This is a genomic window from Paraglaciecola sp. 2405UD69-4 (genome assembly GCF_047525415.1).
Taxonomy (GTDB): domain Bacteria; phylum Pseudomonadota; class Gammaproteobacteria; order Enterobacterales; family Alteromonadaceae; genus Paraglaciecola.
The window spans coordinates 552,495-568,869 of sequence record NZ_JBLIXM010000002.1; the positions used below are offsets into that span (position 1 = coordinate 552,495).

Here is a 16,375-nt window from a genome sequence, read left to right on the forward strand (position 1 = left end):
GAGAACCAAATACGTTAGATAACCCATTAATTAAGTTAAAGTTTTCATCAAAGATCTCACTTTAAATGGTAAGATTACAAATGTCCTATCTAATAGGTAAATCAACAATAACAATCATTACGCAGAACTACGTACCTGCAAAAAATGAGAAGATACCTTACAAATAAAAAATCGGAGCCTCTGTCAATGATCAAAACTAAAATTGCAGCCCTATTAGTAATAGGGGCAGCACTAAATATACCGCTAACAGTCCAGTCTCAAGAACACCCTAATCTAATAATGACAAAAGCTGGGATGGAAAAAGTTAGAAAGAATTTAGGGAGCGTTCCTCTCTTCGACGCCACCTTAGAAAGTGTAAAAGAAGAAGTAGATGCAGAGATAGCGTGGGGTATTGACACACCCATTCCAAAAGACTTTTCGGGTGGTTACACCCACCAAAGACACAAACTAAACTTTAAAATAGCTCAGAAAGCCGGAGCGCTGTATCAAATTCTTGAAGATGACAAATACGCCAAATATATTCGCGATATGTTATTTCAGTACGAAGCTATGTACAAAGATTTACCCCCTCACCCACAAGAACGCTCTTACGCAAGAGGCAAGTTATTTTGGCAGTGCTTGAACGACAGTAATTGGCTGGTTTACATGGCTCAAGCTTACGATGCTATTTACGATACCCTTTCAGAGCAAGAACGAGATAAGCTAGAAAACAACCTATTTAGGCCTTTTGCGGACTATATTTCTTTAGAAAACCCTAAATTTTATAACCGAGTACACAACCATAGTACTTGGGGTAATGCCGCTGTTGGCATGATAGCTTTGGTGATGGATGATGAAGAGTTACTAGACAGAGCATTATACGGAATCGAAGATGATGGACTGCCAGTAGGCGGCGTGGATAACGACGGCGGCACCATAAAAGTTGAAGGTCAAAAGAAAGGTTTTCTTGCTAACCTAGAAGACCCCTTCTCGCCTGATGGCTATTACACTGAAGGTCCTTACTATCAGCGTTATGCCATGTATCCGTTCTTAATTTTTGGTTTAGCCATGGAAAATGTCAAACCAGAAATGAATGTGTTCTCCCATAAGGACAATGTTTTGTTAAAGGGTGTGAACGCCTTACTGAGTTTGACTGATGCAGACGGAGAGTTTTTCCCTCTAAACGATGGTCAAAAAGGGATGTCTTATTACACACCTGAATTGGTTACTGCAGTTGATATTGCCTATCAATATGGGAGCCAAAACCCACAATTACTCAGTATTGTTGAAAAACAAAACGAAGTTTTGTTAGACCAATCAGGGCTTGCAGTGGCTATGGGGATCCGCGACGGTAAAGCTCAGCCCTTTGTTAAAAACTCTTTAAATCTAAGAGATGGTCAAAACGGTAAACAAGGTGGTATTGGCGTACTTAGGTACGGCAATGAAGACTTAACTTTAGTATTTAAGTATGCGGCACAGGGCTTAAGTCATGGTCATTACGATAAACTTTCTTTTTCATTATATGAGAAAGGTGATGAAGTTATTCAAGATTATGGATTAGCTCGATTCGTTAACATTGGCCAAAAAGGCGGTGGTAACTATCTTAAAGAAAACAAAACCTGGGCAAAAACAACAATTGCTCATAACACCCTGTCTCAAAATGAAGAGATGCATTTTGGCGGTAAGTACCAAGTCGCTAGCCAGCACCATTCTGAGTTATATTTTTATGATGATTCAAACAAAGATGTACAAGTAGTCAGCGCCACTGAAGAAAATGCCTACCCAGGTACTAACATGCACCGAACCATGGCACTCATTAAAACAGATGGGTTTGAAAAGCCGTTTCTACTAGACATTATGAAAGTTCAAGCGGACAAGAAAAACAAATATGACTTCCCTTTCTACTTCATGGGTCAAGTATTGAGTGATAACTTTGACTATGAATCACCAGAAACCTTAAAACCGTTAGGCAAGAAAAATGGCTACCAACATTTGTATCTTGAAGGCAAAGGCAAGCCATCAAGTGATAGCACGCAATTTTCATGGTTAGGTGAAGGCAAATACTACACGCTTACAACAGCCACAAATAAAAATGATGAGTTATTGTTCACCAGAATGGGGGCTAACGATCCTAACTTTAATTTGAGAAGAGAAGCGGCTTTGATGATCCGCAGAGACAATACAGCAGACACCAGCTTTGTATCTGTAATTGAGCCCCATGGTAGTTACAGCCCTGTATCAGAGTTTTCTGTTAATTCAAATAGCAGCATAGCTGAACTTAACCTTGTACTTGAAAGCTCAAAATACACAGCAGTCTCTATTGAAGATGTTAAAGGACATACAAATATCTTCATATTAGCAAACAAAAATGCGTCTATGTCTAAACAACATAAATTGAAAATTGATGGCAAAACCTATCGTTGGAAAGGGCCTTATTACTTCGGAGATAAGTAGTTTTTACACTTAGACTCTCCCTTTAAAACTCTAAGTATCAAGGGCCTTGATACTTAGAGTTTTTTTATTCTCCTTCCATTAAACAACAAATTTTCCCAACGTCTTAGCGGCAACTGGTCAACCACACAAACATAAAGTCCATAAGTAACAACAACTTAATATTTTTCTCTTATTCACAATAATGTCACTTTTCTGTCATGGAAACGTCTTACAAAACTTTTAGTTTTGCCTCCTTCAAGAAATACCATCACTTGGCACACACAGAGAAAACTAAAATATGAAAAATACTCAACCCCTTATTCTTAAGTTAAGTAAGTTATCTTTATTGATTAGCTCTGCACTTTGCGCTAGCAGCTATGCTCAAGAAGCAACTGAGCAACAGATAGAACAAATCACAGTAACAACTCAAAAGCGTGTGCAATCAATCCAAGACGTACCAGCAAGTATTAGTGCATATAACGGTGACTTTTTGGACGCAATAGGCATCAATGAGTTAGATACACTTTCAGAAATCACACCAGGACTTGTGATCCAAGAACAAAGCCCTAATAACCCCGGTTTTGTAATACGAGGCATCACCTCTGACAGTGGTTCATCGCAAGCTTCACCTCGCGTTTCAATCTATTATAATGGAGCAGACATATCTCGCTCGCGAGGCTCATACTTTGAAATGTTCGACATCCAAAGAGTGGAGGTTGTAAAAGGCCCTCAAGCAACATTGTTTGGTACCGCCGCTTCAGTGGGTGCCTTAAGTGTGATAACCAATAAACCAGAAGAAGACTTTTCAGCCTCAGTGACACTGGGCGCAGGAAACTATGGCTCTCAACAATTAAAAGGGTACGTAACTGGAGGCAATGAAAAGCTCCAAGGAAGATTTGCACTAAGCTACCGTAAACGTGATGGCTATATTAAAAACATTGCTGGTGATGAAAACTCTCAGTCACCAAACGGCACGCAGCAAGACGATATGCACGCCATTGAGCGTAAAGCATACCGTGCTTCATTACGGTTCTTGCCAACAGATACAATTACCGCAGACTTAACCTATACACACGAAGAAAACCAAGATTCGGGTACTTCATTTAAAAACGGTATTTATGCACCAACCGGTGGCGACACCAGCCCATTTAGCTTTGTTGAAATGTCAGGTAGCCCATACTCTTTAGAAGTGTTTGGTGCTGAAAAACTAGGCGTAGATAGAGAAACCGACGACCTAAACTTAACCCTTGAGTGGTTGATATCTGACACCTTAACGCTGACTTCAATATCAGCAACCCGAAGCTTTGATTCATTAGAAGTATTTGACGCAGACGGGACTCAAGCATGGTTTTTAGAGTTTGCAGAAGACGCAAAAGGCGATCAGTTTAGTCAAGAGATAAGGCTTTTACACACAGGTGAAAAGCTTACGACTATCGCGGGCCTAAGTTACTTTACTGAAGATGGCAGCCAAGCTGTTCCATTTAGCACAGAAGAGTCTATATACTTAAACTGCTTAGGAGCATTAGGTACAGGTATACCTTGTATCAATGACGATGGCTCAGTGAACCAATTAACTCCTGTCCTTACCGAAGGGGCGTTAACTGAAATACCCTACTCAGCTGTTTTCAGCAACTTTGGCGAAACCGATTCATTATCTGTATTTGCTGACTTCACTTATGCCGCTAGCCAAGATTTAGAACTGACTGCAGGTATTCGCTACATCAGCGAAGATAAAACCAGTGGTTATAGCTCAGTTGCGCCAGACTCACTTATCCTAACGAACATTGGTGCACCTGCGCCGCTGTTACCAGTTGTCAATACAGACGGAGTAATTTTAGAAGCCAGTGATGAATTTGACGACTGGTTACCGCGCTTTAATGTGCTTTATAAATTAAGCGACGAAACCAATATCTACGCAACTATCTCTAAAGGCCGTCGTTCAGAAGTACTAGATGTAAGCTCTACAACTGATGAAGATGGCAATGTTGTAGCAGATGTTACCTTAGTACCTGCAGAGATCATCTGGAATGCCGAAACTGGCATCAAAGGACAAGCCCTAAATCGCTCTGTGACCTACTCTGCATCTATTTTCTACCAAGATTACTCAGACTTTCAAGTTACACAGCAAGATGACGCTGGCAACTTTTTCACTGCCAATGCGGGCTCAGCTACAAACCTTGGGTTTGAATCTGAAATTAGGGCGTTACTTGGAGATAACTTCGACGTATTTGCAAACCTAGCTTACATTGACGCCACAATAGATGATGACAGCGACAATGGTGAATTGGCCGGAAACCGCTTCCGTTTACAGCCAGAATGGACAGCAAGTACCGGTGTTTCTTATACCCAAGAATTATCAGACAACTACAGTTTAACGGGCTCTTTAGTATACAGCTATCGCTCAGATATATTCTTTGAGCCTGATAATGCCCCGATTTCTGGACTAGATATTAGCGAAGACGCCATTAGCCTAGTAAACGCTCGAATTGGCATTACAGACGAAGTTAACAATTGGTCACTAAGTTTGTTTGCTAGCAACTTGTTTGACAAAGAATACCTAGTTGACGCAGGCAATACAGGGGGCAGTTTTGGTAACCCTACCTTTGTTGCTGGCCCACCTAGATTCGTTGGCGTAAACTTTTCAATGTCTTTTGGAAATTAAGTCACATTATAATAAAAAGGCTAGCATCGATTGACCTGATGCTAGCCCATTAACACACTTCCTAAAGACTAATAATCTTTCCTAAAAGGTATCCGATAAAACAAACTATAGAATACCGGAACAGCAACCAAAGTTAATAAAGTTGCGAAGGCTAAACCTCCCATAATAGTGACAGACATATCAGCAAAGAAAGGGTCAAACAATAACGGCATTACCCCTAAGATAGTGGTGATAGCAGCCAAGGCGACAGGCCGTAAACGACTCACACTTGCCTCAATCAAACCATGTAAAGGCTCTTTCCCTTCACCAATTTGCAAGTCGATTTCTTCTAGCAGCACTATGGCATTTTTAATCAACATACCAAACAAACTCAAGAAACCTAGCAAAGACATGAATCCAAATGGCATATCAGCTGTTAATAAACCAGCAACCACACCCACTATCGCCATAGGGACGATTAACCAAATGATTAGCGGTTGGCGCACTCGCCCAAACAACACCACACTAATTAAAAACATCACTAAAAATCCTAGAGGCAACCCTGCTCCTAAGGCTTTTTGGGCATCATTAGCTGTTTCATACTCACCGCCATACTCCAGAGAGTAACCAATAGGTAAATCAATATCTTCTAATTGCTGCTGTACTCTGGCGAATGCCGCGCCAGCGGTGTCATTTTCGCCTGGCTCTGCTGAAACAGTAATCGTTCTTACACGATCTCGCCTTTGAATAAGCAACTCTTCACTTTCGTATGTAATACCACTGGATACTTGTTGAAATGGAATATATCGCCTTTGGCTGCTACTCCACACCAAACTATTTTGTATATCAGACAAATCTGGATCAGTTTGTAGTCGTGTTTTTGCGATAATCGGATACAGATAATCACCAAATTGCAATCTTCCAATTTGCAAACCACTACTTGCAAACTGAATAGCTTCCGAGAAATCCAATCTAGATACGCCAGCTAAACCAGCAGTAATTTCGTCGTATTGTGGCGTTAAAATAAAGCCTTTTTCACGCCAATCATCTCTTACACTAGTGATTGAAGGATCATTAATATAGACATTTTTGGCTTGCGCCGCCAAATCTCTAAGCACAGCAGGGTCTGGACCTGAGAACCTAACTTGTAATTTAGCTGCAGCAGAGGGGCCAAACTGTATTACTTTCACGTAAAAACGCCCTTCGGGATCTACCTCTTGTAACTTTTCAACTAGCGCAGCTGATGTCGCGGGAATATCCGCTGCGTCTTCCACTCTTACTAAAAATAAACCGTAACTTTCGTTAGGCAATTCTGGACCATACAGCAAGGTAAAACGCTCAGCACCGCGGCCTACAAAAGTAGCCACAGACTTAACATTTTGTTCGCCCAAGATAAGCTTTTCACCCGCTATCATATTGACTTCCGTTTCACGAATATCTCTGTCCTGTGGACTCCAGTAATTTACGAAGAACACCGGAGCATTAGAAGGCGGGAAAAAGCCCTGCTTAATCATTCCGAAGCTGGCGTAAGCAGTAATAGTAATAACGATTAATACCACTAAACTTACCCACCTAAAACGCAGGGCTTGTTTTAAGAATGCTAAATAGCCTCTAGACATTGCAGACAATTTTGGCTCAGTAGTTACTTCTTCACCAACTTTATAAAAGTATTTCCCCAGTAAAGGTGTAAGCGTCACCGCAAATACCCAACTTAATAGCAAAGAAATTAACACCACAGCGTAAAGAGAAAACAAAAACTCACCTGTGGCATCATCAGACAAACCAATACCAGAGAAAGCCATAATACCGATAATAGTTGCGCCTAATAGTGGCCACTGGGTTCGCTTAACAATGAAGCTGGCTGCCTCCATAGCAGACTTACCTTTGGCCATTCTCATCATCATGCCCTCGGCAACCACTATGGCATTATCAACTAACATTCCCATCGCAATGACCATGGCACCTAATGAAATACGCTGTAGACGTAATTCACTTAACCACATGAGTAATACAGTTCCAAGTACGGTGATCAGCAAAGTCACGCCTACCACCACACCAGAGCGCCATCCCATAAATACACATAAGGCAAGGGTTACAACAAGTACAGATACTTCTAGGTTTACAATAAAACCATCTACCGCTTCTTCTACTATCCCTGCTTGGTCATACAAAGGCTCAACCACAATTCCAGCAGGGAGGGACTTCATCACCTCTTCGACTTTCTGATTTACCTTTTTGCCCACATCTACGATATTCACGTCAAATTTAGCAGATACGGCGAAAGTAATACCGTCCTTCCCGTTATAACGCATAACACTTTGAGGAATTTCAACAGGTTGAATACTAATATCAGCGATATCTTTTAATTTAATAGAGGCGTTATTCCCCGGTAAAACGATAGATAAATCGCCTATTTCTTGAATTCTATTGGATGAGTCAGCTAAAGATATCCTAACTTGTTTGCCTTCTATGAGTAACCTACCTCCAGTAAAGGGTTGTAAGTTATTATTTAGAAGTTGGGTAATATCAGGGAAAGACAAACCTAAACCAGCAATTTGGTATTGGTCGAATGTAGCGACAATTTCCTCTTCCAATATGCCATTCACATCTACTTTTGCCACTCCGTCTATGGTCAATAGCTCGCGGCGTATAATTCTTGCAAACTCTCTGATTTGGTAAGGGGTAAACTCTGGGGCTGTAAGCGCATAATACAGGCCATAAACATCACCAAAATCATCGATAACTAAAGGCGTGCTGGTACCGAGGGGTAAAGAAGAGCTTAAATCACGTAAACGTTTTCTTAGTTCATCCCATATTTGTGGCAACTCTGCAGTATCGTAATTAGATAACACCTCCACTCTAATTTGTGACACACCAGGTTTACTGGTTGATTTAAGGCGTTTTAATTGAGGCATTTTTTGCAAAGCTATCTCAATTTGCTCTGTTAGTTCCTTTTCAACTTTTTCAGCATTCGCCCCTGGATAATAGGTCATTATCATTGACTCTTTAATGGTAAAAGCAGGGTCTTCTAACCTGCCAATACTACCTAAAGCTATCAAGCCACCTATAATACAGACTATGGCTAGCAACCAAATATTAACCGGCTTTGTGAGTGAATAACGAGCGATATCCATTACGGTTCAGCCTTATATTCACGAACAAGTAAGCCTTCTCGCATCAAGCTAATACCGGCAGATACAATTTTATCCCCTGCCTGTAAGCCACTATTTACTAAGGCCAATTTTCCAACCAAACCGTTAACAGTAACAGCTTTTTTAACTACCTTGTTACTGTTATCATCATATAACCACACAGCAAAACCTGACTTTTCATCGCCAAATACTGCAGAAACAGGAACCGCTATGACTTTTCCTCGGGTTCCGCGCTCTTCTATTTTCACCATAGCTCTGGAGCCAGGATTAAAGATAGTTTCTTGCGCATTATCAATCCCAAATGTCACTTTATAGGTTTGTGTCACAGGATCGGGCGTAGCTTGATGCTCAACGTAATGAATAGGGTAAACTTGGTCTTCTATGCCCACAATACGAGCGGTTGCAACCACATCTCTATTACCTTTATTTAATGTCATAACGCGCTCTGGCACATCAAAAGAGAAATACAAACTCGAGCGGTCTTGAATTGTCGCTATAGAGACACCCACCTGAACATAACTGTCATTTTCAACATATCTATCAGATACAAAACCGTCGAAGGGAGCAGTTACCTTGGTATAACTTAAGTCCTGCTTGGCATTATTAAGATCTAATAAAGTCGTTTCGAACTGTGTTTTGGCATTATCGTAAGCACTTGGAGATACCCCGCCAGTTTTATATAAAGCTTCGATACGTTTTAAATCGTTTGCTGCAAGTTCATGCCTAGCTTCTCTGTCTTTGACTTTACGCTCGTAAGGCACTGGGTCAATTTGAGCTAAAACCTGCCCTTTTTTAACTTTTCGTCCTTTCACTAAATCTGTGGCAATCAAACGTCCTGCCACTTCAAACCTAAGCTCCACACTTTTAACTACAGACACAACAGCAGGAAACTCATAGATATCATTACTTGGTTTTTCAACCACAGTAAAAGTCTGCACCACAACTGGCTCTTCTTTTACCTCAACCACCTCTGATTCACTACAACTCTGACACAAGATTATCAGACCTATAAAAATCCACTGCTTCATCCTACTCTCCAAAAAATTACGCCAATTGCACATCAACTAACTGGGCGAGATATTAACACATTAACACTAAGTGTAAACTTGATTGAAAGAAGATCTTATTCTGGTAAACTAGCTAGGTTGAATTAAGGCAGAGATAAATGCTAAAGAGTACCCAAAAAATATTTGATACCGCCAAAGAATGCTTCTTTTTACACGGTTACAGTGCCGCGAGTATTGCAATGATCAGCCGATACTCCGGCGTATCTAGGGTGACTATTCATAAACAGTTTTCATCAAAAGAAGAGCTATTTAGAGCCACAATAGAAAATTATCTATTAGAGAAAGACGCTGAAATTAAAAAATATACCAATGAAGTAGGTTTATTTTGGGTAGACACTTACGAATTCTTAGCAAGACGCTGCACTGAAGTATTCGACAGCATACCCAATGCCATGATCAAGTCAGACTTGGTCTTCGCTGGCCAATCTTACTGTCAAGACTTGCTAGAACAAAGCCGCGTTAAAACAAGGCGTGCCATTCAAACACGCATACAGCAAGCGGTTGAAGATGGACAACTTAGCCTCAACAAAATAGGTTTAAATGCCGAAGCTCTAGCGACTAACATAGAGCTATTAGCAGAAGGCATAATGTTATCAAGCTCAGCAGACGATCCTAATCAAGTTGTAAAAATGACGCTGGATGTCTATGAAGTTGCCTGCACTCTTTAACCATTACCAATATAATCGAGCAATTAAATTACCAATAACAATTGTTTTTTATAAATTCACTAGGTCTCACTGCTTTTAAGGGGGAATTTCGTATAAAATCCCCTTGGTAAGTTTTAATAATAATTAACATTCAAAAAGAAACGGTATTTCCACACCGTCCTATTCCTTTCAAATTTGGCTACACAATAATGACTAACAAAACCATAGTTACCCACAGTGGTAATTTTCATGCAGATGACGTATTTAGCGTTGCGGCAATTAAAAATATTTACCCAAACTGCACCCTAGTGCGCACGCGAGACAAAGACATCATAGCCAAAGCTGACATAGTGATAGATGTAGGGGGAGAGTATGATCCTCAAACTGGTCGTTTTGATCACCACCAAAGAGGGGGAGCTGGAGCTCGTGAAAATGGTATCCCCTACTCTTCTTTTGGCTTAATTTGGCAGAAATACGGTGTTGAGCTTTGTGGCAATGATAAAGAAGTAGCAGATGCGATAGATGCAGGTTTAGTATCTACTATTGATGCCATCGACTGTGGCTACGCAGAGGGAGTATCTGAAGGTATTAGCCTCAGCCAAACTATTTCAATGTTTAACCCTACTTGGCAAGAAGACACTCCATACGACGACTGCTTTAACGAAGCCGTAGCCTTTGCCTCTCGAATATTAACGCGATTTATTGCAGCAGCCAGTGGTGGTATAAACGCCAAGTCAATCGTAGCAGAAGCCATACAAAAAGCGGCGGATCCAAGGGTTATTGTTTTAGAGAAGTACACCCCTTGGAAAAAAACAGTTCATGCATTATCAGAACAAGCTCTATTCGTTATCTATCCTTCGGATACAGGTCAATGGCGCATTCAAACCGTTCCAGTTGAGCCCGGCTCCTTTGAAAATAGAAAGTCACTACCGAAAACATGGGCAGGCCTGTCAGATGAAGCGTTACAGCAAGTGACTGGTATCTCAGATGCTATGTTTTGTCACAATGGTTTGTTCATCGCAGGTGCTAACTCCTTTGAAAGCACCATGAGGATGGCTTCCATAGCGCTACAATAAACACTCAATATTAATAAAAAAGGGAGTGCAATACTCCCTTTTTAGCTTTTACGCTTAAGTTATCTTAAAAAATCACACTGAGTAATTAACTGTATGGGTATTAGTTACCTGATACTCGGTCGATAAAATATTATCAATAAAAGTCCAGTTCGCGTTGATCCCACTTTCAGAAATCTCTAGCGCCAAGTAACCCCTTTGACGTAAATCACAATACTGTAAGTCGTCAATTAACAAAGTTAATGCCTGCGCCGTTTGCATGGCTCCCTGCTCATCTAGTTTAAGATATGTCTCTACCCCCGGAGAGGTAACCGCTGGGGTAGCAAATTCAACACCTACAATACCACCTGCCTTATCTGTTAACTGACTTGTCCATGCATTATGTGTATCACCCGCTACGACCACTAGCTTTTTACCTAGTTTTGCTGCCTCTGCGTACAGTTTTTCTCTTTCAGCAGGATAACCATCCCAAGCGTCTAGATTGTAAGGTAATACTGTATTAATTAAGCTCTGCTCTTGTGGCGTTAATGCCTCACCTGCTAGCAAGCGCGACTTAATAATAGTTAGTTTTTTGGTGAGCGCCGCCGAGTCTTGTTTGCCCAAGTTACCTAGCATTACCGCAGGAATATGCATTTTACCCATTAAAACTTGTTGCCCTAAAAGCTGCCATTTTGCTTGTGAATCCTTTAAAGAATTCGCCAACCAACTAAACTGCTCTTTACCTAACAAACTTCTATTATCATCATACAAATCAGCAATAAAACGACTAGTATCCATTTGTTTGGTTTGCTTATCCATGTAGTCAGCATAATTAAGCTGCTGGTCACGGCCAATAACCCGGGTATCTAGCATGTGCAGCGATAACAATTTACCAAAATCAAAGGTACGATAAATATGTGGCTGTAACTCACCTTTTGGCGGCCTAATAGGTAACCACTCATAATAGGCTTGGATTGCGGCTGCTCTGCGTTCAAAAAAGTCACCTTCACCCAGGTTGTGGTTTTCACCACCAGCAGACCAGGTATCGTTCATTACTTCATGGTCATCCCAAACTGCTATAAAGGGCGCTGCTGCGTGCAATGCTGCCAACCCTTCATCAGTACGGTAAATAGCATAACGATTTCTATAGTCTTTTAGGGTCAATAATTCCCCTAAGTTATCATCTGCAAATTCTCGACCTATTTCAGCGGCACGCTCTGTGGCATACCCTTTAGCATCGTATTCATAAATGTAATCACCTAAATGCAGTACGGCATCTAAGTCAGGTGTTTTAGCTGCTTCTTGGTAGGCGTTAAAATAACCTGCGGGATAGTTCGAGCAAGACACCACAACAAACTTAATCTGCTGTGGATCATTCACTGGCAGTGTCTTAGTACGACCAACTGTACTTGTTTGGGTACGTCCTTTGAAACGATAAAAGTATTCGGTGGCTGGACTAAGCTCTTGAACGTCAACTTTTACAGTGTAATCACGAGACTCTGAAGCAAGCACAACGCCAGACCGGATAATATTCGTAAAGCTTTTATCAGTTGATAACTCCCAAGCAAGGCTAGCGTTAGAGCGATTATCCTTAGGTAATGCCCTAGTCCAAAGTATCACAGCATCTTTTAATGGATCGCCACTGGCAACACCATGGCTAAAATCAATATCACTTAAGGTATCAGTGCTAGAACTAGAGATTGCACACCCTGTCATGCTAGTAGATAACGCAATACCACCTATGGTTGTGGCTGATAAGGATAAAAAGTGACGACGAGATAGAGATTGCGACATGTAAACCTGTCCAAATAGAAAATATTTGCAGGTATCATAAAGACGCTATATGACATATTTATAACGAAAACATTTAAATTTAAAAGCTGGCCTAATTGTAGATAAATCAGTTATTGAGGGTATTTTGTCGCCATTTCATCAAAAGATAGTTCAATAATATCCCTCAATACGCCTTGGTCTACATCAGACAATTTATTGATATATAGGCAAGATTTTCCGGTTTTGAATTTTCCTAAGCCTAATAATTTAGCTTCTAGGGAGCTAAATCCAACCATAATATATAATGCTAAGTTTTGTTTACGAGGTGAAAAGCCAGCACGTAACGATTGATGCTTTTTGCCATCAGCTGTTTGATAAGTATACGCACCAAACCCTATTATGCTTTCCCCCCACATGACTGCTTTTTGCTGTGTCACCTCAGTAAATATATCAAGTAACACTAAAGCATCTGCAGACCTTTGCTTATGTTCTATAGAGTCAATAAAGGTTAGTACGCTTGCGTCTGTAGCTCGGGTTTTATTTTCAGCCATAACAAGGTCTTTGATTATCTATGACTCTAGCAATTTTCTGTTTAGGTGTTTTCATCAGAGTCTGAATTAGGGAAAAAGGCACAGCAGGGAGCGCAAATTGTTGTTCTATATCTGCCAGCATGACTAACCAAAACTTAGCCGTCATTTCAGCATCGTATAAAGCCCTATGAAACTCACCTTGGGATTCAATCCCCCTATAATGAATTAAAGAGGACAATTTGTGATTAGGTGCGTCTTGATATATACGCCGTGCCATCAACATAGAGCAAGCAAATTCTCCAGAATAAGGCTGAGAAATGGCAGCTAACTCTGCATCTAAAAAACGCTTATCAAATGAGGCATTATGGGCAACTAGGTTATAGTCGCCGATGAATTCAGAAAACTGCTGCATCACCTCGGCACAAGGTGGCGCATCTTTAAGCATGTGGTTATAGATACCTGTGTAATTCTCTATAAATCCAGTAATAGGCTTTCCCGGATTCATCAACCCCTGAAATCTATCAACCACTACTCCTTGATTAATCTTTACTGCTCCAATCTCTATTGCCCTATCACCATAGTCAGGCGACAAGCCAGTCGTCTCAAAATCAAGAACAACTACAGTGTTAGCATCACTCATATTCTGGGCCTTCAATGCCAAAACTTAGGCTTACTTAATTAATGATTCACTCCACAGAGTAACCTGGTTACGCCCAGAGGCTTTAGACTTATACAAGGCATCATCTGCTTGAGCAATAAGCTCTGTAGGAGAGCGAGCGTTAAATTTGATAGATGAAACACCTAAACTACTTGTGACTTTAACATCTTCAAACTTAGTGTTTTCGATATTAACACGTATGGTTTCTCCAATACGCATAGCTTGCTTTTGCGACGCATTCGGTAAAACCACACAAAACTCTTCACCACCATAGCGGGCTACTATATCGTTTTGGCGTACTGTGTTTTGAATGGCATTTGCCACACCTCGCAACACAACATCACCTGTGCTATGGCCGTAGGTATCATTTACCTTTTTAAAGTGATCTATATCTACCATGACCACACAATATTCATTCATAGGCTCAGGGCCAGCAAAATCTCGATTAATAAGCTCAAACAATATACGACGATTATAACAATTAGTAAGGGGATCTCTGGCAGCCAAATAGTCTAGCTCCCTGTTTAGTTTTTTAGAGTCAGTAAATCTTCGATAAACCAATAACACTAAACCTAAACAAACCACCAACAACAATAACAAAGCAACTGTCGCATATCTGTTTTTGGTAAGCTCTAAGTCCGAAATAACTTTCGCTTGACCAACAATTTCTATTTCGTTGTTTTTTCTCTCCAACTCCAGTTTATCAAGCTTGGCTTTTTCCCTTAAGGCCTTCAATTCCACTTCCATTTTATGTGAATACAAGCTCGCCTTAACGATTGCGACATGGTTATCTTCATCTTCTTTATTGATTTCCATAATCAAGTCATTTTCTAGCTGCGAATATTCAAGGGCATGAGCGATATTCCCTCTAGCCTTTTCAGCATCTACCAGCACACGATATGCATACAAAATTTGGTATTTTTCATTGATTTGGGTGGCTAGTTCAACGGAGCGCTTAAGTAACTTAATAGCCTCTTCTACATCTGTGTCAATCAAAAGTGCAGCGATTGGCGTTTGTGCTTTTATTTGATAGATCTTGCTTCCGATTTCTTTGGCTAAAGCTAAAGAGCTAGAGTAATAGCTTAAAGCGTTTGCCTCATCCCCTTCGTCACGATAGGTATTACCAATAATTCTTAGCGTAAGGGCTTGGTTACTTTTGGCATTGGTAGACCTGTATATTTGCAGTGCTTTTAATGCTCTGCTTCTTGCAAGTTCAAATTTTTCACTATCTAAATCTATTACCGCCAACTCTCTGTACGCAGACGCTAAGGTATTTAAGTCAACCTCACCTTCAGGAAAATCAACGGTGACTTCATAAAAAGATCTAGCTTGCTCAAATTGCTTCAATTTAGTGTAAATTAAGCCTACCTGATTAGACGTTTTAGCCATTCCCACAATATCATTTACTTGGGTGTAATATTGGTTGGCCTGTAGAAAATGCTTTAAAGATGCCTCATAGCGACTAATATTCCGATAAATGATACCGGCGCCAATTAAAGCTTTTGCTCGCCCCTCTGGATCATCTAATAACTGATGTAACTCTAAACCTCTTAATGAATACTCTAAGGCAACCATAAAGTTACCAAGGTGGCGCTCAGCTTCAGCTAGAGTATTTAAGGTCCGAGCCATTAACCTTTCATCCCCAAGTTCAGTGAATATCGTCAGTGTTTTTCTATAATAATCGGCTGTTTTCTCTTTGTCTTTTAAGCGCTTATAAGATTGTGCTAGCTGTTTATAAGTAGTACCAAGGCGTTTTTTTACTTTATCATCTTCACGAGTTAAGTAGGTTACCGCCTCTGTATAAGCTGTAATTGCCTCCTTGTAGCCCTTTAATCTATAGTAACTATCTCCCCTCACTATTAACGAACGAGCAATAAACAACTCATTGTTATAGTCTTTTACTAAAGGAAGAAGATTGTCGGTGAGCGCTAAAGCATCTTTATAGCGTTTAGCTTTAACTAGCATTTCTCCGTATCCAAGTAGCGACTCTAGTTTTTCTTGTGGATCGTCAACACTGCTATACATATCCGATGCTTCTAAAAAGTATTCAGACGCCAATGCATAATCTTTAGCGTCTTCCGCAAGTTCAGCCAAGAAAAAATAAACCTGCGCCGCTAACATGTCGTTCTTTGATTTTTTGGCCAGACCAACGGCTTTATTTGCCAGCTGCTCACTTAGTTTAGGTTCGCGCTTTTCAAGGGCCTCGGCTTTTTTAAAGAGGTCAGCGGCAGACAGATTGGAATATTCAGCAGGTAAATCATTAGCTTGAACTTGAACAGCAGACATAAAAGTCACTGCAACTACAAAAATCAAGGAATGTAAGACTTGGCTAAAAAAGGAGGAGAATTGACTTAGAGTAAACTTGATATGTTTAGTGGTAATTAACTGTGTCCATTGGTTAATAAAGCAATAACGCATATTTTTGTTGTCCAAAATCTAAAGG

The 16,375-nt window shown here is 40.5% G+C and carries 10 protein-coding genes; 4 read left to right on the forward strand and 6 right to left on the reverse strand.

The window, feature by feature from the left end; all coding sequences use genetic code 11:
• Positions 1-186: 186 nt before the first annotated feature.
• Together ACMUMK_RS08875 and ACMUMK_RS08880 are read left to right on the forward strand one after the other, a co-directional pair.
• Entirely contained in the window at positions 187-2,433 is a 2,247-nt protein-coding gene (locus ACMUMK_RS08875; RefSeq protein WP_414700771.1) for a heparinase II/III family protein, read from the forward strand.
• A gap of 277 nt (positions 2,434-2,710) precedes the next feature.
• Positions 2,711-5,074 (forward strand): TonB-dependent receptor, encoded by a 2,364-nt coding sequence (locus ACMUMK_RS08880; protein ID WP_414700772.1) that lies wholly within the window; start codon positions 2,711-2,713, stop codon positions 5,072-5,074.
• Positions 5,075-5,142: 68 nt separating this feature from the next.
• Here ACMUMK_RS08880 and ACMUMK_RS08885 read toward each other — a convergent pair whose 3' ends face one another.
• Together ACMUMK_RS08885 and ACMUMK_RS08890 are read right to left on the reverse strand one after the other, a co-directional pair.
• Complete coding sequence (locus tag ACMUMK_RS08885; RefSeq protein WP_414700773.1) at positions 5,143-8,187, reverse strand: efflux RND transporter permease subunit; 3,045 nt, start codon at positions 8,185-8,187, stop codon at positions 5,143-5,145.
• Positions 8,187-9,233, reverse strand: coding sequence for an efflux RND transporter periplasmic adaptor subunit (locus ACMUMK_RS08890; RefSeq protein WP_414700774.1), 1,047 nt, complete (start codon positions 9,231-9,233; stop codon positions 8,187-8,189). Before ACMUMK_RS08890 ends, ACMUMK_RS08885 begins: the two co-directional genes overlap by 1 nt.
• Before the next feature lie 137 nt (positions 9,234-9,370).
• On the opposite strand from ACMUMK_RS08890, the gene ACMUMK_RS08895 reads away from it, so the two are divergent.
• Together ACMUMK_RS08895 and ACMUMK_RS08900 are read left to right on the forward strand one after the other, a co-directional pair.
• Positions 9,371-9,940, forward strand: a complete 570-nt coding sequence (locus ACMUMK_RS08895) for a TetR/AcrR family transcriptional regulator (protein WP_414700775.1) — start codon at positions 9,371-9,373, stop codon at positions 9,938-9,940.
• Positions 9,941-10,128: 188 nt separating this feature from the next.
• The gene (locus ACMUMK_RS08900; RefSeq protein WP_414700776.1) at positions 10,129-10,995 is read left to right on the forward strand and encodes an MYG1 family protein; all 867 of its coding nucleotides are present in this window, start codon (positions 10,129-10,131) and stop codon (positions 10,993-10,995) included.
• A 72-nt stretch (positions 10,996-11,067) separates the two neighbouring features.
• Here ACMUMK_RS08900 and ACMUMK_RS08905 read toward each other — a convergent pair whose 3' ends face one another.
• The 4 genes from ACMUMK_RS08905 to ACMUMK_RS08920 form a co-directional block, all read right to left on the reverse strand.
• The gene (locus ACMUMK_RS08905) at positions 11,068-12,765 is read right to left on the reverse strand and encodes an alkaline phosphatase D family protein (RefSeq protein WP_414700777.1); all 1,698 of its coding nucleotides are present in this window, start codon (positions 12,763-12,765) and stop codon (positions 11,068-11,070) included.
• 110 nt (positions 12,766-12,875) lie between these two features.
• The gene (locus ACMUMK_RS08910; protein ID WP_414700778.1) at positions 12,876-13,295 is read right to left on the reverse strand and encodes a DUF1801 domain-containing protein; all 420 of its coding nucleotides are present in this window, start codon (positions 13,293-13,295) and stop codon (positions 12,876-12,878) included.
• The gene (locus ACMUMK_RS08915) at positions 13,288-13,914 is read right to left on the reverse strand and encodes a PolC-type DNA polymerase III (protein WP_414700779.1); all 627 of its coding nucleotides are present in this window, start codon (positions 13,912-13,914) and stop codon (positions 13,288-13,290) included. The genes ACMUMK_RS08910 and ACMUMK_RS08915 overlap by 8 nt, the downstream gene beginning before the upstream one ends.
• Positions 13,915-13,944: 30 nt before the next feature.
• A complete protein-coding gene (locus tag ACMUMK_RS08920; protein WP_414700780.1) occupies positions 13,945-16,218 on the reverse strand; it encodes a diguanylate cyclase in 2,274 nt (757 codons plus the stop codon).
• Between the last annotated feature and the right edge of the window lie 157 nt (positions 16,219-16,375).